The organism is Nanohaloarchaea archaeon SW_7_43_1 (assembly GCA_003009795.1).
Lineage (GTDB): Archaea > Nanohalarchaeota > Nanosalinia > Nanosalinales > Nanosalinaceae > SW-4-43-9.
The window spans coordinates 678,219-702,178 of sequence record PXPE01000001.1; the positions used below are offsets into that span (position 1 = coordinate 678,219).

25 protein-coding genes and 2 tRNA genes are annotated in these 23,960 nt (G+C 42.0%); 14 read left to right on the forward strand and 13 right to left on the reverse strand.

Annotation, left to right across the window (positions count from 1 at the left end):
* Positions 1-23 precede the first annotated feature (23 nt).
* Entirely contained in the window at positions 24-1,070 is a 1,047-nt protein-coding gene (locus BRC29_03935) for a hypothetical protein (protein ID PSG99249.1), read from the forward strand.
* A 41-nt stretch (positions 1,071-1,111) separates the two neighbouring features.
* On the opposite strand, the gene BRC29_03940 is transcribed toward BRC29_03935, so the two are convergent.
* A tRNA-Gly gene (locus BRC29_03940) sits at positions 1,112-1,214 on the reverse strand.
* A 141-nt stretch (positions 1,215-1,355) separates the two neighbouring features.
* Between BRC29_03940 and BRC29_03945 the strand changes: the two genes are divergently transcribed.
* Entirely contained in the window at positions 1,356-2,345 is a 990-nt protein-coding gene (locus BRC29_03945; GenBank protein PSG99250.1) for a thioredoxin-disulfide reductase, read from the forward strand.
* Between the two features lie 107 nt (positions 2,346-2,452).
* Here BRC29_03945 and BRC29_03950 read toward each other — a convergent pair whose 3' ends face one another.
* Positions 2,453-2,851, reverse strand: a complete 399-nt coding sequence (locus BRC29_03950) for a hypothetical protein (GenBank protein ID PSG99251.1) — start codon at positions 2,849-2,851, stop codon at positions 2,453-2,455.
* Positions 2,852-2,932: 81 nt separating this feature from the next.
* On the opposite strand from BRC29_03950, the gene BRC29_03955 reads away from it, so the two are divergent.
* The 5 genes from BRC29_03955 to BRC29_03975 all read left to right on the forward strand — a co-directional run bounded on the left by BRC29_03955 (position 2,933) and on the right by BRC29_03975 (position 6,055).
* Entirely contained in the window at positions 2,933-3,190 is a 258-nt protein-coding gene (locus tag BRC29_03955) for a hypothetical protein (protein ID PSG99252.1), read from the forward strand.
* Between the two features lie 23 nt (positions 3,191-3,213).
* Positions 3,214-4,155, forward strand: coding sequence for a hypothetical protein (locus BRC29_03960; protein PSG99253.1), 942 nt, complete (start codon positions 3,214-3,216; stop codon positions 4,153-4,155).
* A 188-nt stretch (positions 4,156-4,343) separates the two neighbouring features.
* Positions 4,344-4,418: transfer RNA gene (locus BRC29_03965), tRNA-Arg, on the forward strand.
* Between the two features lie 108 nt (positions 4,419-4,526).
* Positions 4,527-5,810: a hypothetical protein gene (locus BRC29_03970; protein ID PSG99254.1), complete on the forward strand. Its 1,284-nt coding sequence runs from the start codon at positions 4,527-4,529 to the stop codon at positions 5,808-5,810.
* A 35-nt stretch (positions 5,811-5,845) separates the two neighbouring features.
* Entirely contained in the window at positions 5,846-6,055 is a 210-nt protein-coding gene (locus tag BRC29_03975) for a hypothetical protein (GenBank protein ID PSG99255.1), read from the forward strand.
* 37 nt (positions 6,056-6,092) lie between these two features.
* Here the strand turns inward: BRC29_03975 and BRC29_03980 are convergent, their stop codons facing one another.
* The 6 genes from BRC29_03980 to BRC29_04005 all read right to left on the reverse strand — a co-directional run bounded on the left by BRC29_03980 (position 6,093) and on the right by BRC29_04005 (position 10,376).
* Positions 6,093-6,350: a hypothetical protein gene (locus tag BRC29_03980; GenBank protein ID PSG99256.1), complete on the reverse strand. Its 258-nt coding sequence runs from the start codon at positions 6,348-6,350 to the stop codon at positions 6,093-6,095.
* Complete coding sequence (locus BRC29_03985; protein PSG99257.1) at positions 6,347-7,768, reverse strand: Asp-tRNA(Asn)/Glu-tRNA(Gln) amidotransferase GatCAB subunit B; 1,422 nt, start codon at positions 7,766-7,768, stop codon at positions 6,347-6,349. The genes BRC29_03980 and BRC29_03985 overlap by 4 nt, the downstream gene beginning before the upstream one ends.
* Complete coding sequence (locus BRC29_03990; protein PSG99258.1) at positions 7,765-9,141, reverse strand: Asp-tRNA(Asn)/Glu-tRNA(Gln) amidotransferase subunit GatA; 1,377 nt, start codon at positions 9,139-9,141, stop codon at positions 7,765-7,767. Before BRC29_03990 ends, BRC29_03985 begins: the two co-directional genes overlap by 4 nt.
* Before the next feature lie 31 nt (positions 9,142-9,172).
* The gene (locus BRC29_03995; protein ID PSG99259.1) at positions 9,173-9,454 is read right to left on the reverse strand and encodes a hypothetical protein; all 282 of its coding nucleotides are present in this window, start codon (positions 9,452-9,454) and stop codon (positions 9,173-9,175) included.
* A gap of 194 nt (positions 9,455-9,648) precedes the next feature.
* Positions 9,649-10,086 carry an NUDIX hydrolase gene (locus tag BRC29_04000; GenBank protein PSG99260.1) on the reverse strand — a complete coding sequence of 146 codons (438 nt, stop codon included), beginning with the start codon at positions 10,084-10,086 and terminating at the stop codon, positions 9,649-9,651.
* 11 nt (positions 10,087-10,097) lie between these two features.
* Complete coding sequence (locus BRC29_04005) at positions 10,098-10,376, reverse strand: Asp-tRNA(Asn)/Glu-tRNA(Gln) amidotransferase GatCAB subunit C (GenBank protein PSG99261.1); 279 nt, start codon at positions 10,374-10,376, stop codon at positions 10,098-10,100.
* Between the two features lie 379 nt (positions 10,377-10,755).
* Here BRC29_04005 and ftsZ point away from each other — a divergent pair, with 379 nt between their 5' ends.
* The 5 genes from ftsZ (at position 10,756) to BRC29_04030 (ending at position 15,267) form a co-directional block, all read left to right on the forward strand.
* Positions 10,756-11,820: a cell division protein FtsZ gene (ftsZ, locus tag BRC29_04010; GenBank protein PSG99262.1), complete on the forward strand. Its 1,065-nt coding sequence runs from the start codon at positions 10,756-10,758 to the stop codon at positions 11,818-11,820.
* A gap of 314 nt (positions 11,821-12,134) precedes the next feature.
* On the forward strand, positions 12,135-12,542 hold the full coding sequence (locus BRC29_04015) for a hypothetical protein (protein ID PSG99263.1): 408 nt from the start codon (positions 12,135-12,137) through the stop codon (positions 12,540-12,542).
* 40 nt (positions 12,543-12,582) lie between these two features.
* Complete coding sequence (locus BRC29_04020) at positions 12,583-13,089, forward strand: hypothetical protein (protein ID PSG99264.1); 507 nt, start codon at positions 12,583-12,585, stop codon at positions 13,087-13,089.
* Between the two features lie 59 nt (positions 13,090-13,148).
* The gene (locus BRC29_04025) at positions 13,149-14,942 is read left to right on the forward strand and encodes a ribosome biogenesis/translation initiation ATPase RLI (GenBank protein ID PSG99265.1); all 1,794 of its coding nucleotides are present in this window, start codon (positions 13,149-13,151) and stop codon (positions 14,940-14,942) included.
* Positions 14,943-15,054: 112 nt separating this feature from the next.
* Positions 15,055-15,267: a hypothetical protein gene (locus BRC29_04030; GenBank protein ID PSG99266.1), complete on the forward strand. Its 213-nt coding sequence runs from the start codon at positions 15,055-15,057 to the stop codon at positions 15,265-15,267.
* Between the two features lie 124 nt (positions 15,268-15,391).
* Here BRC29_04030 and BRC29_04035 read toward each other — a convergent pair whose 3' ends face one another.
* Complete coding sequence (locus tag BRC29_04035) at positions 15,392-16,126, reverse strand: alanyl-tRNA editing protein (GenBank protein ID PSG99267.1); 735 nt, start codon at positions 16,124-16,126, stop codon at positions 15,392-15,394.
* A 120-nt stretch (positions 16,127-16,246) separates the two neighbouring features.
* On the opposite strand from BRC29_04035, the gene BRC29_04040 reads away from it, so the two are divergent.
* A complete protein-coding gene (locus BRC29_04040) occupies positions 16,247-16,456 on the forward strand; it encodes a 30S ribosomal protein S17e (GenBank protein PSG99268.1) in 210 nt (69 codons plus the stop codon).
* Here the strand turns inward: BRC29_04040 and BRC29_04045 are convergent.
* From BRC29_04045 to BRC29_04055, 3 genes are all read right to left on the reverse strand, one after another.
* A complete protein-coding gene (locus BRC29_04045; protein ID PSG99269.1) occupies positions 16,410-19,331 on the reverse strand; it encodes a hypothetical protein in 2,922 nt (973 codons plus the stop codon). The two genes, BRC29_04040 and BRC29_04045, sit on opposite strands and share 47 nt — an antisense overlap.
* 188 nt (positions 19,332-19,519) lie before the next feature.
* Complete coding sequence (locus BRC29_04050; protein ID PSG99270.1) at positions 19,520-21,484, reverse strand: hypothetical protein; 1,965 nt, start codon at positions 21,482-21,484, stop codon at positions 19,520-19,522.
* Positions 21,485-21,520: 36 nt separating this feature from the next.
* Entirely contained in the window at positions 21,521-22,492 is a 972-nt protein-coding gene (locus BRC29_04055; protein PSG99271.1) for a hypothetical protein, read from the reverse strand.
* A gap of 32 nt (positions 22,493-22,524) precedes the next feature.
* Between BRC29_04055 and BRC29_04060 the strand changes: the two genes are divergently transcribed.
* Positions 22,525-23,295 (forward strand): hypothetical protein, encoded by a 771-nt coding sequence (locus BRC29_04060; GenBank protein ID PSG99272.1) that lies wholly within the window; start codon positions 22,525-22,527, stop codon positions 23,293-23,295.
* Here BRC29_04060 and BRC29_04065 read toward each other — a convergent pair whose 3' ends face one another.
* A complete protein-coding gene (locus BRC29_04065; protein ID PSG99273.1) occupies positions 23,296-23,886 on the reverse strand; it encodes a hypothetical protein in 591 nt (196 codons plus the stop codon). It lies immediately after the preceding gene.
* Positions 23,887-23,960: the final 74 nt, after the last annotated feature.

Consider the following 23,960-nt stretch of genomic DNA (forward strand, 5'->3'; position numbering starts at 1 on the left):
TCTATCTCAACTTTCAACTAAAGGTGGATGTTTTTGGAGGCAGATGTTCTTATAGACAAGTATGTCACGAAAGTATAGAAGGTCACGCACCTGATGAACGAAAAGAATTCCAGGCTGATTTTTCTCTAAACGAAAACCCTCTCGGATGCTCTCAAAAGGTACTTGATGCAATAAGGAATATCGAAAGGTCTAAAATTATAGAGTATCAACCGGTCGACGAGAGATTAATACAGAAAATAGCCGAATTTGAGTGCGTCAGACCCGATAATATCCTTGTTTCAGCGGGTTCAGATACATGCCTTCAACTTATTTCTACCGCATTATTCAATAATCAGGCTAGGATAGCTTATCCGAAACCTTCATTTCCTAGATATGAGTTTTATATCAAAAGAATGAATTGCAGGAAAAAGCCGGTAGAATTTCCTGTATTTGAGTCAAGAAATATTGAGAGATTTCACAAATCAGGTCAAGACTCAGATGCAATAATTTTGGACAATCCCTCGAACCCAACAGGTCTGAGATTCTCTCAGGCTGAGTTAGAGAAACTTGTTTCAGAGAAAGAGAAACCAGTTATTCTAGATATGGCTCTTTCTGGCGGCACATATGATATTCCAAGCCTGATCAAGAAAAACAGCTTTGTAATCAAATCATTCTCCAAGTATTTTGGCCTGCCGGGAATGAGGATAGGCTACATAATTTCGGCTGAAGAAAATATACAGAAATTGAAGTCTTTGACATCTCCATTCGAAATCGATTATGTAGCACAAAAAGCAGCAAAGGCAGCATTAGAAGACAGAGAACATATCCTAAAATCCCGAGAACACGTCTCTTCTGAAAGGGAGAAGATAAAGTCGGAACTAAGTCAATTATCGATAAAACATTCTGATTCCGAATCGACAAATATGGTTGTTAAATTACCGGTAGAAATTCAAGAAAAACTTATTGAGGAAGGAATTAATCTTACTAAAGGAAAAGACTACAAAGGTCTTCCATTTATCAAAGTTAGGATAGGGATAAGAACAGAAGAGGAAAATGATTTGCTTCTAAACATAATAAGAGAAGTGATTTGATAGAATATCTCAGATACATCATCTATCGGAGAATTATTAATTGCGGTGTCGGGGATTTGAACCCCGGTCTCCACCAGGTTGCGCAACTCACTCATGTGAGATTACTTGGCAAGGTGGGGTCTTAGGCCACTGGACTAACACCGCAAACCGTAGTTTGCCGATCGTTAAAAACTCTCTGTAGTATTCCCTACCGCTAGCTCTCTACTTTAGGCTGACATGCAACAAATCTTACTAACAAACAGTTGGGTGCATGTTTATTGTGAGTAGTCACTTGCAATATTAAAAATGGAATGGAGGTCAGTGAATCGAACCATTTTTCAATTTAGGAGTGGGCTAAGGAATCATAGGATGACTGACAAGATTAGAGATTTGATTGCTATTGGCGGGGCTTCTGCAGCACAGTCCGCTGCAATATATGCGGTGAGAGCGGGGATGGATGTTCTCGTGATTACTGATGAGTACGGTGGACAGATAAACAATACTGATGTAGTGGAGAACTGGCTTGGAACAAAGTCTATCTCAGGCCCGAAGCTAGCCGAAGAATTTACCGAACACATGAGAGAATATGATGTAGACGAGCACACCGGTGAAAAAGCAGTTGATGTAAGAAAGAGAGATAAAATATTCACGGTTGAGACAGAGTCCGGTGAGGAGTTCCAGAGCCACGCAGTAATCATCGCTACAGGCGGATCAAGAAGAAGACTTAATGTTCCTGGCGAGGAAGAATACAGGAACAAGGGAGTTGCCTACTGCGCAGTTTGTGACGGCCCTTTATACCAAGGTGAAGAAGTAGCTGTTATTGGAGGAGGATACGCAGGAACGGAAGCAGCAGATTATCTTTCTGATGTCGCAGATAAAGTTTATCTCCTCTCAAGATCAGGTGTTCTCAAAGGCGAGGAAATCACCATTAACAAGGTAGAGAACGATGAAAACGTGGAGGTAATCAGAGAAGCAACTGTATCAGAGTTTCAAGGAGATCAACTCCTTCAATCAGTAGAATACAGACAGAACGGTGAAAAGAAAGAACTAGAAGTCCCAGGAGCATTCGTTGAAATTGGTACAGCTCCAAACTCAGATGTAACAGATCTCGTAGAAACAGATGAATCAGGAAAGATCAAAGTCAACAGAGAGATGAAAACAAAAGTCGACGGTCTCTATGCAGCTGGAGACGTCAACAATATGGGAGCACAACAACTAGTTGTCTCCGCCGGACAGGGATGTGATGCAGCTCTGAACGCTTCCGAATACGTGAAACAAAAGAAGTCCGAGGAATAAATCCACTGAGATCTTTTTTGACCAGCAAAAATTAATGGCTCACCAGGAAAAAGAAATGTGAGATAAAGACCCGGCTGTAAATCGTGCTGGATACTCGTTCCGAATATTTATTCTTTCAGTAGCTCTAGAAAGTTTTTTGGCTTGATATCCATAACACCAGATATCTCTACTTTGATATCGTCGGCCCTGAATGGGTTCAAGACTTTTTTGTGTGATGGATCTAATGCTACAGTTGTTGTTCCGGAAAGTTCATTGGGATCGCTGTATTCTTTCTCAAAAGAAGCGGATACATGGTCATACTCCAGATTATAGTCAGTATTCCAAGGATCTGAAAACGCTCCTTCATAACTGTCATCAAGCTTTTTTGCAGTCTTTTGAGCATGTTCAGGCGCAACCTCAAATGTTTCGTAAATAGATCCTCGAACATCCATCATTAGATCCTTATTGACCTGGCCCAATACAGAATAAACCTGATAATCCCTCAGAGAGTCCCTCCTATCACTCATAAAGTAAACTTTTGGGAGCTAAACATTAAGTTTCAATTGCTCCCGCATACCAGTTTTAAGCCTTGATCTGCAACCTAGATTATGGCTAAGGACACCAAAATGGCGAAATGTGTTTTCTGCGGGGAGAACGCAACAAAGAAGAACCGGCAAAAGCAACCAGTATGCAGAGAACACAAGCAAAGAGAACCAAAGAACGTTGCCTGTCCAGAATGCGGTATGCCCATGAAAATAAGCGAAGGGAGATATGGATTCTTCTGGGGATGTGAAGGATATCCGCAGTGTAAGAAAACATACCAAATAGAAGCAGTGATTGATGATGAGTTCAAAGATGAAGATTAGATTATCCATCTAAGAAAAGATTTTTGTTCGATTTATTAGGTGGAGAATCAAACATTAATCTAGGAAAGGATTTTAAAGCATCGAACGAGCTTCTAGTGATTATGGAAACAAAGTTCAATCGCATTACACTATTACTCTTTACAACCCTTTTAACCATCTCAACGGCGACAGCAGTCTCAATAGGGAACGGAGACTACTCTCCAGAACCTGAATTTGATAGTACCAACAGTAATCAGAAAGTCTCATTCACGGCATCAGGTATCAGTGCAGATGGCAACACTGACGAACTTCAAATAAGATTCCCAGATAACCTAGCCAGAAATGTTTCAATCAATCAAGCATCTGCAGAAGACACATCAATTACTAGCTCCGCCGAGATGATCCAAGGAGACGATAATGATTCAGTTAGAGACACAGCTCACTTCGCCGTCAGCCCGGATACAAGTGGAAACGTCACGGTAAATGCATCACTTGATTTCAGTGTTTACTATGGAGAGAAAGGCGATTACCCGCTGACAGCGACAGTCAAAGACAGCGAGTTTGGAATCACAAGCGAACAGGTAGTTGTGCTCTCTACAGGGACTGGAAGCGAAACCGAAGATAATAATCAGACAAACAACGGTAATGAGACCAGGGAAGATACAGAAGAAAACAATCAAACACGGGAAGAAAATAATGAGACTCGGCAAGAAGACAACCAGACTTCAGATGAAGAAAACACGACGAAGGAAAACAACGGACCCGGGGAAGATAGAGAAAATCAAGGGAATAGAGAAAGTCAGAGATCTGGGCAGGCAGAAGAATCACAACCTGAGGATTCCGAACAGCCGCCTTCAGAGACTCCTTCAGAGGCGAATAACGAAGACGGAGGACCACCTGAGGAGAAAGGAATCCCCAGCCAAGCAGTTGAAAAAATGCCAGAGCCAGTTCAGGAGCTACTGAACTCCTTGATTGGCTTCTTCTAATCTCGTTTTTATCCTCATTTATTATTTGACAGTTCTGTAGGACGACATTCCACAAATTCACTGACCCTTAAAACTCCAAAAATTTTACAGCAAACTTTTGTTGACGCAAAACTGTTTATCATGGAATTGTAATCCGAAAATCAGCTAAATCATTATTATTTAAGAATAAGCTCTTTTTCAAGATTTAAGGGCCCGTAGCTCAGCTTGGACAGAGCGTTCGGCTTCGGACCGAGAGGTCTAGGGTTCAAATCCCTACGGGCTCGTCTCATGTCTTGTTTCTATCTGATAACGTTCAAGAAGAACACTCTAGAATAGATGCGGCGATAGCTATTTATTTTATAAAGATGAACAAAGCATGGGTAGTTGTGTAAATGCAGACGGTGAAGCAGCTAAGAGATTTCTTCATCAAACGCCTTCGGAAGGCGATCAAAAGGGTGAATAAAATGGTTGAAGAACAGGATAACTCAAAAATGGAAGAGAAAAAGAATAACAAGAAACAGAAGTCGAAAAAATCAGATAAAAAACAGAAAATTCAGTTCCCACAGTATTTCCAGCACCGAGGACAACAAAATTCGAAGGAACACGGTACAAAACTGAAAACCCCGGTTCTTAGAGGTGTCGTAGTATCAGAGTTTGACGGAGAAAGAGTCTGGGTAGAAGCCAGTGGAAATATGAAAGGAAGATATGGAGTAGAGGTTCCAGACGGACATTCACCAAAAGATTTTACACCCGGAACAGAAGTAGCACTCGACCCCAACAGTTTCAAGGTAACAGATATTGTAGAGAAAGGCAAAGACGCCGAATTCAACTCCGTAAAAACAGATATTACATTCCAGGATGTGGGAGGCCTAGATCATATAATCAAATCATTGAAATCCAATGTTGGGGCGCAGCTAAACCCTGAAAAACAGCAGAAAATACGGGAATGGGGAATGGATCTTGACAAAAGCATTCTCCTTATTGGAAGACCGGGAACAGGTAAAACACATCTCGTCAAAGCCTTAAGCAACGAATATGACGCAGACATGTTCATGATCAACGGACCTCAGATGGTTGAAAAATTCATTGGAGAAGGAGCTAAGAAAGTCAAAAGGCTATACGAGCAGGCCAGGGCATCTGACAGACCGGCAATCATCTTTATTGATGAGATAGACGCCATCGCAAAGAAAAGACTGGACGACAGAAGACATGGCGGAGAAGAGGTTGAAAGAACAATGAGCCAACTACTTTCAGAGCTTGACGGCCTTGATACCAAAGAGGATTCAAACGTCATCTCGGTATTTGCTACAAACAAACCGGACATCATGGACCCAGCGCTTTTGAACAGAACAAGCGCAGTAGAGGTACCAGTACCCACACAGGAAGCTAAGAAAGAAATCCTTCAGGTACACACCAGAAAGCTGGATCTTGACGAAGATATCAATCTAGACCTGGTAGCTCAAGAACTCGACGAAGATTTCACAGGTAGAAACATCCAGCAGATAGTAAAACAGGCAGCAATCAATTCGCTGGAAAGATACAAAATAGCCTCAAAAGCAACAGTCGGAATGAAAGATTTCCAGGAAGCAATCACAGACCTGAGGGAAGGTAATATGGGAACAGAGAAAGACTTCCTCGCAAACAAGAATTATCACCCTGACGAGATGTTTGCATAAGACACCTCATTTCCTTTTCTATCTGAGTGAGAAAAATGTCAGAACTAAAACTAGATAAAAGTTTCAAGCTTGACAATGGATCACTTGCAGACTTTCTTATGGATATAGCAGAATCGCTTAAAGAAGATGAAAGCCTGAAACTTGATGGCAAAGAATGGAACCTCATTCAACCAGTAAATGACAGTGACAATTTGATGAGACTGATCAGAAACGAAGAAGAACTGGAAATAAGTTTCAAACTCTGAATTAAATATGTAGTGAAAGAAATGACATAGAGAATTTTTACTCTAAATAGTCAATCATTTTATCCAGTTTCTCTCTTTTCTTCATAGTTGACGACTCCGTAAGAAAGTCCTGCGCCAGTTTGTAGAGATAGCCTTTGCCTTCTTGGAGCTTTTTCACTCTGTTCTCAGGCTCCGGAACCTCCTCATGGATCTCCTCCAGAACTTCCTCGAATATCCTGTACATGAGGTATCTTTTCTGGCCGACATCCTCTATCTCAAGCTTCTGCTGTAGCTCCTTGATTCTTTCTAGACTCATTTTATCTTCTGAATTATCTTTTCCCGAGCAGTTTTTGGATCGGCTTTTCCTTCCGATTCTTGCATAACCTGGCCGACAAGGAAATTAACTGCCTCTTCATCTCCACTCCTGTAGTCCTCGACAGCCTCCTGATTATCCCCGACTATCTGAGCTACTAGCTGGTCGACCTCGTCCTCCTCTGCTTTCAGCAGATCCTGGTTTTCAACAATTTCCTTCGGGTCCTGAGGATTCTCTATAATCTTGCGTATAACTTTCTCCGCATTCCTATCTGAGATTCTGTCTTCTTCTAGAAGCTCGATTATATACTCTATCCAGTCAAGTTCAACTTCGGCTTCTTTATATGTCAGCTCATTATAATTCAAAGTCTTTCTTAGTTTTCCTGTCATCCAGGAACCGACAAGTTCGGGATCATAGTCTTCTGTAATTTGTTCAAAGTCGTCGGCCATTTGCTGTTCGGCAATCAGTGATTCGATCATTTTATCTGAGATTCCATACTGTTTCTGGAAACGTTCATACTTTTCATGAGGTAACTCGGGAATGCTCGATCTGATTTCCTGCTGGAACCGTTCATCCAGTTCCTGGCGGGTAAGATCCGGATCGAAGATATATCCGTAGTCCTCTTCCGTCTCTTTTTCCCTCATCTTCTCCGTAGCTGAGATATCTGCATTGTAGTTTCTGGTATGCTGCGAGATTTCTCTTCCTCTCCGCTCCATCTGTTTCTGTCGTGATATCTCATAGCTAAGGGCTTTTTCCACCTCACTGGTTCCTGTTATGTTCTTTACCTCAACCTTTTCTCCTCCTTCGATAGATATGTTTGCATCGGTCTTGATTGCAAAGTTTGATTCCGGATAATAAATTTCAAGATACTGCAGAATTTTGGCTAATTGCTGAAGGTATTCACGAGCTTCTTGAGGTGAACGGAAGTCCGGTTCTGTAACAATCTCCAGCAGCGGTGTACCAGCACGGTTATAATCTACTTTAGTATAGTTTGAATCAGATATGGATCCTCCAACGTGTTTCATCTTAGCCGGATCCTCCTCTACATGGAGGCGTTTTATACCGATTTCTCTTTCCTTGTCTTCAACTTCAATCTTAAGCTCTCCCTTCTCCCCGACCGGTATCTCGTACTGTGTGATCTGGTAGTTTTTGGACATGTCGGGATAGAAGTATGTTTTCCTTGAGAAGAACACATCATTATTTATATCGCATTGGAGAGCCAGAACGGTCTTTGTCGCCAGTTTCAAAACGTTTTCGTTAAAACGTGGCTTTGATCCGGGATGTCCCAGGCAGACCGGACAGACGTTTTCATTCGGTTTCTTAGCTTCTTCGTTCGGACATCCACAGAAAAGCTTGGTATTAGTATCAAGTTGAACATGGGTCTCAAGGCCGATCATCACATCTGCTTCCTGATCGGTCATTCTTCCTCACCTTCTGTGTATGTATAGGCTGTATCAAGTACTTTTTCCTCCTCAAAGTGGTTGCCCACTATGTGCAACCCGGTTGGCATATCATTGCTTTCACCGTTTGGAACTGAGATCATGGGCATGCCGGCGAGGTTTGGTCCAATGGTCAATGTATCCATTGCATAGACCTCTTCCGGAAGCATTGATTCGGCGTCCTCTATTCTCGGTGCAATGTTCGGCATTGAAGGCGAGATCAGGACATCATATTTCTTGAACGCATCTTTGAACTGGTTGATTATCTTCCGCCTGACCTCGGCTGCCTTGATATAGTAAGCATCCCTGTACCCAGCTTTCCTAGTATAAGTTCCGAGCAGTACTCTTCTCTTGGCTTCCTCTCCGAATCCCTCTGACCGGATCTGTGAGAAGTAATCATTGAAATCATCGAACTTTTCCGGATTTTTCTCCATCCCATATCTCATTCCGGCGAACCTTGCCAGGTTAGTTGATGTCTCCGCCATCGCCAAAACATAATAAGCCGGAACCGCAGTATCTGCCGAAAGCAATGGCATATCGACTTCTTCTACTTCTGCTCCAAGCTCTTCCAGTTTCCTAACTGAATCCTCAAAGTTTTCTCTTACTCCTTCCTCCAATCCATCAAGTTCAAGGTACTGTTTCGGGATTCCGATTTTTAGTTCATCCTTTTCTTCAAGATCGGAATAATTCTCCACCTTTCTGTCAGAGGTGGTGTGATCGTTTTCGTCTTCCCCTGAAATTACCTCTAGTCCCTTTGCACATCCATAAACTGAGTTGGATAGAATCCCTATCTTGTCTAGAGAGTTGGCATAATCTACGAGACCGTATCTTGAAACCCGGCCGTAAGTGGGTGTGATACCAACTACACCATTGTAGGCCGCAGGATTAGTTATTGAACCTCCTGTGGATTCTCCAATTGAGATTACAGGTTGGTCTATCGCTGCAACAACTGCTGCTGCTCCACCTGAGGAACCTCCAACCACTCTTTCCTTGTCGTGAGGATTTCTTGGAGTTCCGAATGCACAATTAGTTGAAAAGGTTCCAAACCCGAACTCATCTTGATTAGTTTTACCATAAAATACTGCTCCTGCATTTTTCAGCCTCTCAACAACTGTCGCATCGAAGACAGGTTCATAGTTTTCGATTATTTTTGAGCCAGCTGAGGTTGTAATATTCTCTGTACAGATGGCATCTTTAACGATAAAAGGTACCCCAGAGAGCTCGCGGCCGGTTTCAGAGTTCTCTTTCTCAATCTTCCTCATGAAGTTTAGCTTAGAATCAGCTTCCTTCAGGTCTTCAAGGAACTTATCCTCATCGATTTCCTTATCTCCCTCAATGATCTGTCTAAGATCCATATTTCTTACCTATACGGAGAATCTTAAAAATTCATCCAAATTCTATCATCGCCCAGCCGTTTCCATATTCGAAGGATTCAGATTCTTCATCTCTTAACTGTGTGCCATATTTTTCATCTAAAAGATTCGCTACATCCTCAAATTCAAATCCTATTAATGCTTCAAGACTTTCTGACTCAAAATAAACTTTTGAACTGTCTGGAGAAACATATACATTAAGAGGATCTGTATGGTTTATCTCTTGGGTATCATAGCTTTCAGGGAGTTCTGAAATTGGAAATTTATCTAGGTTATAACCTTCTTCAGTGCTCACAAATATTTTCCATCTCTAAGTTATTTATATTTAATCCTCAGGCTCTATACTGCACTTGTCAATGTGAAATATTTGTCCGCATTCAGTACATTTTGGAAATAATGCCCTATAACCTTGAAAGCTCATTTCTCCGTCACAGTCCGGGCAAAGGAGCTTTTTACTGTCTCCGATATCTGAAATCTGTATCACCTCGACTAATCCCAGCCAATTTCTTGATATTCAAGTCCATCGTCCATTTCATTGATGGCCCTCTTAACGTATCCTATAGTATTTTCTGGAAGATCATTCTTTCTCACCCATCGAAGTTCCTCGCATTTTTCAGGTTCCTTATTCGTCGGTTCTCCTTCCCAATTTCCTGCTTTGAAAAATATATCAACATAGACATTTCCTTCTGATCTGCGGTGCATAATCGAGACTGTTTCAAGATTTTCTTTCTTGATTCCTATATCTACTTCCTCTTCAGCTTCCCTGATCATTGCTTCCCTAAAGTTCTCACCTTCATCAACATGACCCGCAATAAGACTGTAATTCCCATCTTTGAAACCGGTATTCTTTCTCTTCATCAGAAGAACTTCATTGCCCTTCTCAAGTATTAAGTAAGAAGCTGTTCTCGGTTTATGTTTTTCAGGCATGGTAAATCAGTTTATGCACTTGGTCCTTTGAAGTATCCGTCTTCCTCATTCTCTGTATTCTGGAGTACCTCGTCTTTATCCAATGTTTCTTCGACTTCATCTTCACGAGTTTTCGGATCTGTTTCCACCGGATGGAAAGCAGGTTCAACGTCTTCAGTGTCTATTTTCTCTAGTTTTTGAAAAATCGAAATAATATTTTCAAACTCTTCTGCAAATTTCTCAGCCTCTCCTTCCTCCAAATTGATTCTGGCATTGTCCGCAATTTCCTCTACATCTTCAGGCTCAACCATGATACAATGATGGATCCATAATATTTAGTAACTGTTTGATGACAGCGTCTTTCCGGTCAATGAACTTTACGTGAACAGTTCAGAACAAAAGCTGTTCAAAAACGATGAACATCGTCAATTCGGTTATCGTGGCAAAGTTTTATAAATGACCTAATTGAATGTTTAGTTAAGCTTTGGTAATCTGTCCTTGGGCGGACGGTTCAAATGTGACAGATACGATCTAACTCGTTTGGGCACGAGTCTATTCGGATTCAAGTTGGGCTTTGAATCCAAACATGAATTAAGTATTCAAGTTGGGCTTGAATTTGTTGATCTTCTAAGGTAGAATTAACTATACCGCTTTAAAAAGGTTAGGTATAGCCGTAAATGTGATGCTAACATGGAATCCCTAATAGATAACAACGAGTCCGGAAAAGACGTCGAAAATCTTGATGATGTAAAAGATGCTAGAATTGTAGTTGTAGGAGTCGGCGGAGCAGGAAATAACCAGGTAACCCGTATCCAGAAGAAGGATGTACAAGGTGCCGATACAGTGGCAATCAACACCGATAAACAGCACCTAGAAATGGCTTCAGCCAATCGGAAAATCCTCGTAGGAAAAGATCTGACAAAAGGCCTTGGAGCAGGAGGAAAACCCGAGAAAGGTGCAAGATCAGCTGAAGAGAACCGTGCCGAACTACGATCAATCTTCAAAGACGCAGACATGGTCTTCCTCACAGCAGGAATGGGGGGAGGAACAGGAACAGGAGCAACACCGGTTCTTGCAGAAATCGCAAAGAAAGAAGACTGCATAGTAATAGGAACAGTGACAATGCCTTTCGAGATCGAGGGCGCAAGAATGAGTAAAGCAGAAGATGGCCTATACAGACTGAGACAACATGTAGATACCGCAATCGTAATTGAAAACGACAAACTACTAGATATAGCAGGCGACATGCCTCTAGACCAGGCATTCGGAGTAGCAGACGAACTGATCACAACAATGATTAAAGGAGTAACAGAGACAATCTCCAAGCCTTCCCTGGTCAACCTGGACTACGCAGATGTACAGGCAATCATGAACCAGGGAGGAGTAGCAGTAGTAGGATACGGGGAATCAGATACAAAGAACAAAGGAGAGGAAGCAATCCACGAAGCCCTCAGCAACCCGCTACTCGACGTAGAGTTCGAAGGAGCAAACGGAGCATTACTTCACGTAGCAGGAGGATCAGACCTCACCCTGAACGAGATCAATGACGTAGGACAGAAAGTTAAACACCACCTAGACAGCCATGCACAGGTAATCTGGGGCGCACGAGTAAAGGAAGAGCTCCAAGGCAAACTCCAAGTCATCTCGATTATTACGGGAGTCGAATCACCTTATGTCCTTGGTGAAGTGGAGGAAGAAACAGAGACAGAAGTCTCAGGAGATGTCAATGATCTGGGAATCGAAGTAATTGAATAAAAAACAACCAGAGGCTTCAGCGGTAAAACGTGAAGTCTCAATCACCATATCACTTCATACTTTCCCCTTTACCCCTTAAGGCCTCCGCGTCCGGGTTTGATGGGCAAAAAGCCTGTCAAACACCGTACACTCCCCTCCCCCCTATGCGGAGGTCTTAAATTTACCTTTTATCACTTGAAACGATAAACGGTTTAAGGATTCTCAAGTAATAACTGATTGTGAATCCAAAAACCTTGATACATCAGGTATTAACGGTTATACTTGCTTTTACACCTACGCTAGCTCTATATCTCGATTCGTCTTACAGCGGTCTAGTGGCAGGACTATCGATTTTGGCATTTCTCGGCAGCTGGGAATTACTTGACAGAAGAATACTGGAGACCTCAGCGGGAAGAAAATCAAAAGCTTTCCAAGATTTGATTGAGACAGTTTCCGTATTCCTAATAATAGGTAGCACAGGTATTTCTAGAATAGTGCCTGGATGGCTTGCAGTGATAACACTCGGTTTACTGGGATCTGTTAAAGTATACAGGCTAAAGATGCATAAGAGATTCAGGAAAAACTTTTCTCTGGATATCGGTGAAAGTTACTGGATAGGATTAGCTGCTCTAATCTTTCTTGGCTCCTATCTCAACGAGTATTTCATATTCTACGGTTTAGTGGTTCTCTGTTTAGTATTGATTTACGATCTTTTCTCACTTATCAAAAAGATTGAGAGATAGCTTGTCCAACTATTTAATTGTTAGTCGCATCAGTTTTACTATGAAGGCTCCAATATGTAACGTATGCTTAAAGAGTGAGGATGAGCTCTGCAGCATGTGTGAAGACAAGTTTGAAAACGGCAAAATCACTGAAACCGATATAAACGTTTCAAGGATTCTACACAACCTCAATAAGGAACACGCATCCCTGAAGGATTCAGAGATCATTAAAACATTCGAGGCAGAAAACGTAGTTGTAATAGCGACAGGGAAAGGTGACGGGGCTAAAGTGGTTGGTCGGAGCGGAGAAATCGTCAAGAAAGTAGCAGATGAAGTAGGCAAATCAATCAGAGTAGTAGAGAAAAGCAACGAGGACCTGGAAACGATCAAAGGACTGCTAAGTCCGGCAGAAGTGGAATCAGTTAACACAGTATTCACGCCGAACGGACAGGAGAAAAAAATCGTTGTCAGCGACGAATACACGGGAAAGATCAACCTCTCCGAAGACGAGTTCGAAGAGATAATAGAGGGAATAACCGAAACACATTACCGGCTATCCTTCGAGTAACATTCAACCTCTCATGTTTTCCAGTTTTCTTATAAGAATCTACAGTACAAGTCTCTAACATGCCAACAGAGAAAAACTCGAAAAAATTCATTGTAGCGATTAATCAGGAGAAAATAGAACCTGATCTGGCCCGTGAGACAGTCATAAACTTTGACCCGCTGAACCGGGCAGGAAAAGAAGGCGGTTTCTACCTAAATGAGAACGAAGAGCTTCATATTGATAATGAGGATGTGATGGAAGCTCACAAGATGGCTATCAACAAGTACCCATACGACAACGCAATCACAATGATACAGCTTCCCTTTGAGAAAGGAGATAAAGTCCACCAGTTCTTTGAAAATAGTTTCCGGCTTTACGGCTTACCTGTACCCGAAAAAGGCAGGTCAATAGGTTTGATCGGGGAAAACGGAATAGGTAAATCTATATCCCTCAAGATACTGGCCGACGATATAAAACCAAATCTAGGAGAGTGGGAAAACCCGCCGAAATGGAAAGGGATACTGAAGGAATACAGAGGGACAGGGCTACAGAACCATTTCGATGCGCTGGCAGAAGACGAAACATCCTCAGCGTACAAACCGCAGCAAGTAGAGAAGTTACCGGATGTCTACTCAGGAGAGGTCAGAAATCTTCTGCAGAGCTCGGCAGGGAAAAAAGAAGAGATAGAAGAAATAACGAAAAAACTGGATATCAATCAGCTACTGGACCGAGATGTTGAGAACCTATCAGGAGGAGAACTACAGAGAATAGCGATCGCATCTACCCTACTAAAAGAAAAAGATATCTACATGTTCGACGAGCCCTCATCCTTCCTCGACGTTAAACAGAGACTGAACGCTGGAAGAGAAATCGTGAGACTTGCAGAGGACAAGTCTGTGATGACAGTTGAACACGACCTGGCAACGCTGGATTTGATCGCATCTGGTATCCACATATTCTACGGAGAGCCAGGAGGCTACGGAATGGTATCGGATACACTGTCGACAAAAGAAGGAATCAACAACTACCTTGACGGCTATCTTCCATCACAGAACGTTAGGTTCAGAAAGGAATCAATCGAGTTCGACAGGACGAAGCGATCACAGGTTGAACAGCATGAAACAGTCCTGGAGTTCCCAAATTTTTCTAAAGATTTTGGGGAGGGAGAATTCGAACTTGAAACAGAGGCTGGAGAACTGCATGAAGAGGAAATCCTCGCTGTCTTCGGCGAGAACGGCCTAGGTAAAACAGTATTTGCAAGGATGCTAGCAGGAGCAATAGAACCAGAGTCAGGGGATTCACCAGATATCTCAATCTCCTACAAACCACAGTACCTTGAAGCGCAGGATGAGACAGTTCAAGAGGCACTCTCCAAACACACAAATGTTGAAAACAAGAGGTTTGAGAACCGGATTGCAGAGCCTTTAGGACTCAAAAAATTGTATGAAAACAATCTGCAAGATCTCTCCGGCGGAGAACTACAGCGAGTTGGAATAGCAATCTGTCTTTCCAAGAACTCAGATATATACCTCCTTGATGAACCATCCGCGTATCTTGATGTAGAGGCCCGTGTAGAGCTGGGCAGAACACTGAAACGGTTTGCACGGAAAACCGAGAAACCTCTGATGGTGATTGATCACGACCTACTGATGCTCGACTATATCGCCGATAGAGGCATAATTTTCACAGGAGAACCCGGAATAAGAGGAAGTTCTACAGAACCGACAGAGATCGGGGAAGCAATAGACCTGTTTCTGAAGGAGGTCGATCTAACCTTCAGGAAAGACCCTGATACGGGGAGACCTCGGGCTAACAAACCTGGAAGCCAGAAGGACCAGGAACAGAGAGAAAAAGGAGAATATTACGAGAAGTGACAATAATGAAGTAGATGCAAATCATGTAATTCCAATAACAAAGAACCTAAACTAGTAACTGACTCTGAGCCCAGACATTCAAATTTTATACTTGGAGGCTTAAGCCGTGACTATGAAAGTCTCTTATGACGATGAGGCGGATGTACTTTCTATCAGACTGAAGGAATGTGATTCCAAAGACACCGTTCATAGAAATGACGGAATTCTTGTGAGTAAAGACAAGGAAACAGGAGAAGTAGTAGGATACACAATAATGTATTTTGGTGAAAAAGATGGTATCAGCCTTCCATTAGACGAAAACGAAGATGGAGTAGCACCAACCTAGACCTCGGCACTTTCAGTAGGATAAGCTGTGATAACGAAGCCCTTACTTATATTGACCACTACACAAGCGTTATTATACATCTAATCAATGTGACATATGTATTTATTGGGAGACTAAAAGCGTTTCACTCTTCAAGTACGAACTCAAGCCTTTCTACACTTGCTCCCTTAGAAATCCTGTTGGTAATGTTGACTCTGCCTATCTCGTCTATACTATCCACATGTGTTCCACCACAAGGACAAAGATCGTTTTCTCCTATTATCACAACTCTGAGCGGATCAACATGTTCAGGGATTATATCAAGATTGGTTCTTCCTTCTTCCACTGCTTCTTCCACCCGTTCTCGGGACATGTATTTTTTCTCGACTTCAAGCTCTCTTTCAATCAGTGTGTTAACCGATCTTTCAATCTTCTCCACATCGCTTTCATCGAAATCTGCCGGTTCAAAGTCTATCCGAGAATAATCCTTGTGTATCTGGTTCCCGGCTGTAGATGCATTGTAGCGGTTGAGCACTACCCATGATACAACGTGTTGGGCGGTATGCATCCTCATATGTTTATAACGTCTCTCCCAATCAATCTCGCCTTTTATCTCGGTTTCAGCTTCTGGTAGTTCCCCTTGGATGTAGTGTCTTATTTCGCCGTGATCTCTCTGTACATCTACAACTTTCGATTCTTTTTCTCCCCAGCTGATAGTTCCTGTATCGGAGGGCTGACCACCTCCTTCCTTGTAGAAAAGTGTTTCACTAAAGCAGATATAACCGTCGTAATCTACCTCAGTTGTTTCTCTGCTTTTCGTTATTTCGGCTTCGAACTCCTTCTGGTATTCATTGTCCGGCAGATAAAGTTTTCCTGACATACTAGGTTAAATGCTTTTGAATATCAAATATTTTTCGACCGGTAAAGGGCGCTACCAAACCAATTTTTCCTTTTCCTACGGGTTTGGTTTAAGAATGTTGGGCTCGGAAAAAATACTTATATGGGACGTGTTAGACAGACTTACATTAAGAGGTTAGCGAAGGATCTAGTAGAAGCGGATCCGGAGAGATTCTCAGAAGACTTTGATGAAAACAAGGAAGAACTGAAGGATATGAATGAGTTCGAGTCAAAAAGAATCAGGAATCGTACTGCGGGCTATATTGTCAGAGTCGTACAGAATAAAGATAAGCAGCCGACAGCACCAGCATAATTAACTGAACTGTTTGTAACCCTGGTACTTCTTTAGATTCCAGTACAGTGGTAGTTCCTCTCACTGTAACAGGTATTTTCTGTGTAGTGTTTATTCTGATGTCATCATCTTTGGCTGTGACTGAAAGAGTTTTTTCTCCTTTTTTCTCTGGTTCGACTCTGACAATCATTTCTTTTTCGCCGTAAGGCTCTAGTTTATATGTTATTGAGTCCTTGCCTGACTCAGAGAAGACGGAATTAACACCTTTCAGGTATGTTGTAACATTTCTTGATACTCCTGCATTGTTTCCGACTGTAACCAAGAAAATTTCAGATGAATCAGGTGAAGAGATAATAGATGAGTACTCGATATCAAAGTTCATATCCAGCCTGTAATTTGAACCGGTTGATCGAATAAAACTGAAAAGTCCATATGTTTTGTTTTCTCCTCCGTCACTCAACTTAACTTTCCATTTATAGACTTGGCCTATATCTACAATGTCCCATCTGTCCGATACCAGTATGTCTGTTTCTGGACCGGAGTCTTTACCCAAAAGATTACCGTCATCATCGATAAAGTATGCATGCAGCTCTGATGATTCTTTATCCGAACCGGTACCGTTTAGATATATTTTATCATCGCTGATAATCGAATCATCACTAGGTTGATAACTGTCTAGAGATGGTGGGGAATTGACATAGAAGTTCCATGGACCTGATTTCGTAGAGTTTTCTTGATCTGAAACAATTACCCACCATTTGTATGTTTTGCCTCTTTCCAGGCTTTTTTCAATCGTAGCGAAGTCACCTGAGCTTACGCCTGAAGCGGTTCCACCCGTTGATTGGTTCGAAATATTGTTCCGGAACTTGACCTCTAGATCGTCTCCATCCGGATCTGAGACTGAAACATTGAAAACAGTGGAAGAATCGTTGATCCATTCACCATCTTTAGGGCTTTCAGGATCATTCACTTTATTCGGGGCTCTATTGTCTTTTTGTATTATATTGTATAGTGGGGATCTTTCAGAAAAAATTCCGTTCGATTCTGCATCTGCGTACCAATAATTATCGCCCATATTAAGGTCAAAATTAACTCCACATCTGTTCCCGTCCTGAACATTACAAGTACCAATCAAAGAACCATCTCTAGCATTTATTTGATGAACCTCATCATTACCAGAACTTGAATAAACAAAGTCACCGTTAGGACCAACCGCAATACCGTACACGTTGTCTGAATGACCGTCATAAGTCCAGCCCTGACTACCATCAGACACATTGATCTGGTGGACCTTACCATCGTAATTGCCACTATATACGTAATTGTTATCAGGTCCTATATCAACTCTGAGGATATTATCAGTATGACCACCATACTTCCATTCCCTAGAACCATCAGAGGTATCTATCTTGTGGATCTCTTCGTTACCAGAACTGTAAATGTAATTATTGTTAGTACCAACCGCAATACCTCCTATACCATCACTGTGACCTGTGTATCTCCAGTTCCGGGTACCATCATCGGAGTTAAGCTGGTGCACCTCATAATTGTCATTGCTATCGCTTCCACTGTAAACATATTCGCCGGTGGGACTCACGGCAAGACCCTTTACACTTCCCTCATGGCCTTTATAAACCCAACGCTGATCGCCATTATCGGCATCAATCTTATGGACCTCCCTATTACCGTTAAACGTGTCGGCATCACTGCTGTAAACATAATCCCCATCAGGGCCCGCAACAACAGTGATTACAACTGAGAACGAGCCTCCTGAATGACCGGAGTAATTCCAGCCTAATGAACCATCACTGGTGTTGACCTGATGTACCTGTTTATCTTCAGAAGCGGTATACAGATAATCGCCTTTAGGGCCCACAGATACATCGTAAACCTCTTCAGTATGTTTGGTATAAGTCCAGCCTTGACTACCATCCGACACGTCTATCTGATGAACCTCGTTGTCCCAAGAAGCACTGTACAAATAATTATTGTCAGGATTGACATCAATACCAGAAATACCACCAGAATGATCTTCATACTCCCAGCGCGGGGATCCCTTATTTCCGATGTTATTCCAAAATCTCAATACTCCATCTTTTCCACCACCATGAGTGTAAAGAGCTGAGATTTCGACGCTCTCATTTGAGGTCGTGGTTTGATTCGGAGGTTCAAGATTTTTGGGCTTGTTTAGGGTTGGATCTTGGACATTAACGTAATCTGCGTTTACTACATTTTGTTCTGAACAACTAGATGAAACTTTAAAACCAAGATTTCCGCCATCAAATTCTGTGTCCTGTGCGGATATCTCTTCCTCCAGTTGATCTAGGTACCCTGTATAGGTCTTTACAGTAATTTCATCATTGCCGTATTCAATCTCCCAAGAAAAAGTATCTCCTTCGCCATATTCAGTTATATTTGAACTTTGTGCTAAAACTCCTGATGTGCTTTTGCCGAGCTGTATTTCTTTTTCCTCCGTTTGAGAGTCTTGTTTGTATACCTGTTTGACTTTGTAGTAGGTTGAAGAGTTATTGCCACCAAAATACATGGAAGCAGATGGATCACACCAGTCTGCAGTAGAGAAATCTTTAGGCCGGAAAATAACTCTTATTGTATCTCCTCTCTCCGGATAATAATCGAGGCCGCTGGTGGAAATAATTTTATTGGGACTCGAGCTGTTGTCTGTCATCTTAAGCGACTTTGATCCATTATAAGACCAGCCTGAAGTAATTTCGTATGCCGATGTTTCACCGCTGTAGTGCTGTAATTGATTTCTTTCGAAGGATTCAACAGTAGCTTCAGCAGAAACCGGTACAAAAAGAGCAGAGACTGCCAAAAATATGAACATCGTCTTAACTGCAATTTTATTATCCAGTTCGAAAGATATTCTATGATACATCTACTATCAATCCTTTAGAGAAGCTGATTGATAATACTTAGCTGTCTTTCCAGTAAGGCAAAGTCTTGAATAAAGAATTACCTTTAAGAAAAATTCTGTTTTCCAGAAACACGGGTCATCTTTCTAAAACTTTAGCTTTTTTATCGGCTTCCGACCTAGGAGACGGAACCATACCCCAAGGTTCCTCATTAGAGTCGAATAGTATAAATGTAAGCAGCTGAAAGTACCAGTATTGATAGCTGAACTATCCCAATATCTGGAACTTCTCTTGATTCCATCACGGCAGGATTTTCTCTTACCGTGACCGGTATCTTTTCAGTACTGTTAATCCCTAAGTTTTCATCCTTTGCTTTAACTGACAGAGTTTTCTCTCCCTTTTCCTCTGGTTCAACCCTTACAATCATTTCTTTCTCGCCATAAGGCTCTATATCATATGATATTGAGTCTGTCCCTGACTCAGAAAAAACAGAGTTCACTCCTTCCAGATAAGTCGTAACAGATCTAGTTACTCCTGCATTATTTCCAATCGTCACCAGAAAAATTTCGGAGGAATCAGGTGAGGAAATAATAGATGAGTAACCGATATCAAAACCTGTTTCTAACCTATAATTTGATCCTGTAGATCGAATGAAATTAAACAAACCGTAACTCCTATTTTCCTCTCCATCGCTCAGCCTCACCTCCCAGGTATAAACCTGGCCTATATCCAGATTATCCCATTCATCCGACACCAGTTTATCTGTTTCAGGACCAGAATCCTTGCCTAGGAAATTACCATCTTCATCGTAATAATATGCATACAAATCCAAGGACTCCTCATCAGAACCAGTAATGTTCAGATATATCGCATCGTCCTGGATGATGGAGCCATCAGAGGGCTCGAAACTATCTAAAGATGGCAACGAATTAACGTAGAAACTCCATGGACCTGATTTCGTATAGTTTTGTTGATCCGAAACATTAACCCACCACTTATACGTCTCACCTCTCACCAGATTTTTCTCAACTGTAGCAAAATTACCCGAACTTACTCCTGAAGCTGTTCCGGCCGATGTTTGGTTCGAAACATTGTTTCGAAACTTAACCTCTAAATCATCTCCATCAGGATCCGAGACTGAAACATTGAATATAGTAGAGGAATCGCTGATCAACTCACCGTTTTTGGGGTTCTCAGGATCATTAACTTCATTTGGAACCTTGTTCTCGTAAATTTCCTCCTGACTAAAGGAAGTTGCTGGCTGAGGATCAGCATAGGATCTTATTACTATTTGGTCCCAGTTTACGGTAAATTCATGGCAGTCACTAGCCCTTAGATACAGTTTTAAAATAAAATTGCCTCCACTGAAGGGTTCTGTAGTTCTTTCCCACGGTGTCTCACATTGTTCACATGCAGAATCATAGCTACATGATGCTCCGTGTGTTATCTCATCATTGTTTCTGCGAATATCTCCTTGCTCAATGTCCTGACCACCAACATCTGATTCGCAGAAATCATACTGGCCTCCTTCAGCCTTGGAATAATAATCTGCTACAAATTTTTTATCTTCCAAATCTAGCTCTCTTTCAAACCAAGCATTAGTACCATCATATTCTGGATTCTTACAGTTTCCATCTGCATTTATCTGTGCAGAATAACCTGGTCTCTGATATTCATTTGAGTCTATACTATGGTCGTATGAACCTCCAGAAGTTTTGGTATCACCATATGTTGACCAACCACTATAGTCGCCATCCGCAAAATCCTCGTAAAATGCCATAGTTGATTTTCCATCCGATTCATCTAATGCGCTATTATTCCCGTGATAGAAATAGATAGTTTTTGTATTAGAAGCTTGTAGAGATGGTATCTTGACCCATACCTCCGTTGTAGAAGTTCCACAACCGGACTCTATCCAATAATCTAATTTAGAAGAATCATCTGAGTTGATCCATCTCATATCACTACAATCAGAATTCATTTTATCCTCACTGATCAACTGGTCTGTATCAACTGTGAATAGGACTTGATGATCTGAGAGATCGTTTCCTGAGTTCTCTTCAACATTTGCTTCTTTTCTGTATTCCCAGTCTGTATCCCACCATGCTCCTGCTCCCGAGACCATCATAAAGAGAATCAAGAAGATAAACAAGTATTTTCTCTTCACTATAAGCATACGCTATTGTTGAATTTCTCTATACATAAAGTTTCCTTAGATAACTCTATTAGATCTTCTTTGGTGATCAGGTGAAAACCTTTTTTCTAACCTTTTGATGTAATCTCTGGATATTTTAGCTTTCCTATCAGCTTCCAACACAGGAGAAGGAACTGTATAACGTTCAGAGGATTTCAATGCCATCAGTGCACCAGCTATCTGATCGGCGTCATCCGGATTACCGTAATAGTCAATTCTCAGTGGGAGATCCTTTGAAGATAACTTGACATAGAAAGTGTATAATTTGTTTACGTGGTTAGAGTGCAGTTTCTGAAGTACAGGGTGTTCAGCCGGGCCTTTAGAATATCTTCTTACAAAGCTTCGCTCGCCTTCTGAAAGTATCGCATCCATGAGAAGTGTATCCCTTGTACTCCCAAGTTCCAGACCGGTTATCTCCTCCAATATATCCGTCAGGGATGTGCCGTACGAGTCCTCTACTACTCCGATTAGAGAACCTGGTTCAGCGTTCGAGAAAAGACGGTTGTAATTCTCTAGAACTTTTTCATCCTGACTGTAGCTGGGGACAACCGAACCATCCATAAAGACTTTATCTGTTTCTTTCTGAGAGTGTAGAGCTATTTCTGTCTCAGCCTTCAGTCTCTCCGCCTCGGCTTTCCGATCCAATCCTTCCTGATCCTGTGGATCAAATACATGGAACTCAGGTTCCGGTGATTTGCCGGGTAGGTAATCAGCTTCTTTCAGCCCTGAACTGTTGAAGCTGAAAACTGCTGAGACCGCTCTAACCGCGACTACGTCTGCATAAGAGTATCTTTTCCTGATCAATCCTCCATCAATTCCTGCGACTTTTCCCAGAGTTTCTGGCTCAACTTCATGCCTGATTTTTTCCTCTTGAACCACCGAGTCCTTCTCAATAGTATCAATGTCAGAGAATTTTTCCTCCAGATCAGTATTTTCTCCCTCTTTGTCTGATAGCTGTTCAGCGGCTTCTCTAAGGCTTGGCATAGTCATGTATAAGAGGTTTAAACATTAAATCGGTGTGCATGGAGATAGACGATTATAAGTACTTTTTCTTCGATCTTGACAAGACACTGTGGAACTGGAATGAACCTATTGTAGGGGCAGTAGACTTGGTTGATTCTCTCAGAGAAGCTGACAAGAAAGTCTATTTTCACACAGACAACACTCTTCTATCTCGGGAAGGATACGCTAGAAAACTGAACGAAATGAATATTAAAGCCGATAAAGAGGATATACTTACTTCAGGTTACGTAGCTGGAGAATACATCAACGGGAGCAACAAAACCTCAGCCTATGTTACAGGGGAATCCGGATTGATCGAGGAGCTGGATGAAAAAGATATCGATGTAAAAGAGAAATCGGACACTGTTGTAGCCGGTTTTGACCGACAGTATAACTACAGAAAAGCTGAGAAAGCGATGAATATTCTACAGGATGGAGGCAAAGCTATTATCTGCAGTTCAGAGAATACTTTCCGCACTATGAAGAAGACGATGCCTCACCAGGGAATGTTCAATCAGGGTTTCAAAGAAATGGGCGAAACCCGGTTAATAGGAAAACCCAGCGATTTCTACCAGGAAGTATTCCAGGATTACTTCAGCTATTTCCCCGATGCATCAATGTTCGTCGGAGACCGATTAGAAGATATGGAGACAGGGAATAACCTTGGTATGACGACCGTTGCCGTGATGTCAGGCGATATTGATCGGGAAATGTTAAAGAAAGCTGACGAGATCCAGAAACCGGATTACGGTCTTTCAAGCCTGGCACGACTGAAAAGAAAGATTCTGTAATTACTGTTCTTCAAGCCAAGCAATTAAGGAATTGACTGCTTTCCGTCTGTGCATCTCCTCATTTTTTATATCAGGGTTCTCCGCGAGAGATTTCCCGTTACCGTGATCAGGCACAAAATAGCTGTTATAAGGTAGGTGTGGATGTGATTCTCCACGTCTTCTCTCAGGAACTTCTCCTTCCATCTCACCAGTGAAGATCTCGACTTCATCTTTCCCCGGCATATAGACAGCTATTGCTGTCCGGAAGTACGCATTTCGATTCTCTTCTCCTTCCATTAATTTTAGCAGTCTATCAGCTCCAGCTGTTCCAGCGAAGAAAGCTGCCTCAGCTCCCGGAAAGCCGCCCATAGCCTCGACATAAAAGCCGGTGTCTTCCACAAGGAAGTAGTCAACGCTGCCGACCTCTTGGTTCAAAACCGCCTCTTGATAAGAATCCATCACTTTACGTTCCGCGACCTCCTCAACATCCATAGCATCAATCTCTGGGACATCAGCTTCTACCTGTACCAGCTTGTAACCAGCTTTAGCGAATGGTTCCTGCATTTCTTCCAGTTTCCCTTTATTTCCTGTCGCAAAGAATATTCTTTTCATAACTCAGTCTTGTTCATTAGCTACATATATTTTGCCCGACGGTGAGTGCTTCACGAAAATTAGTCTAGGAATGA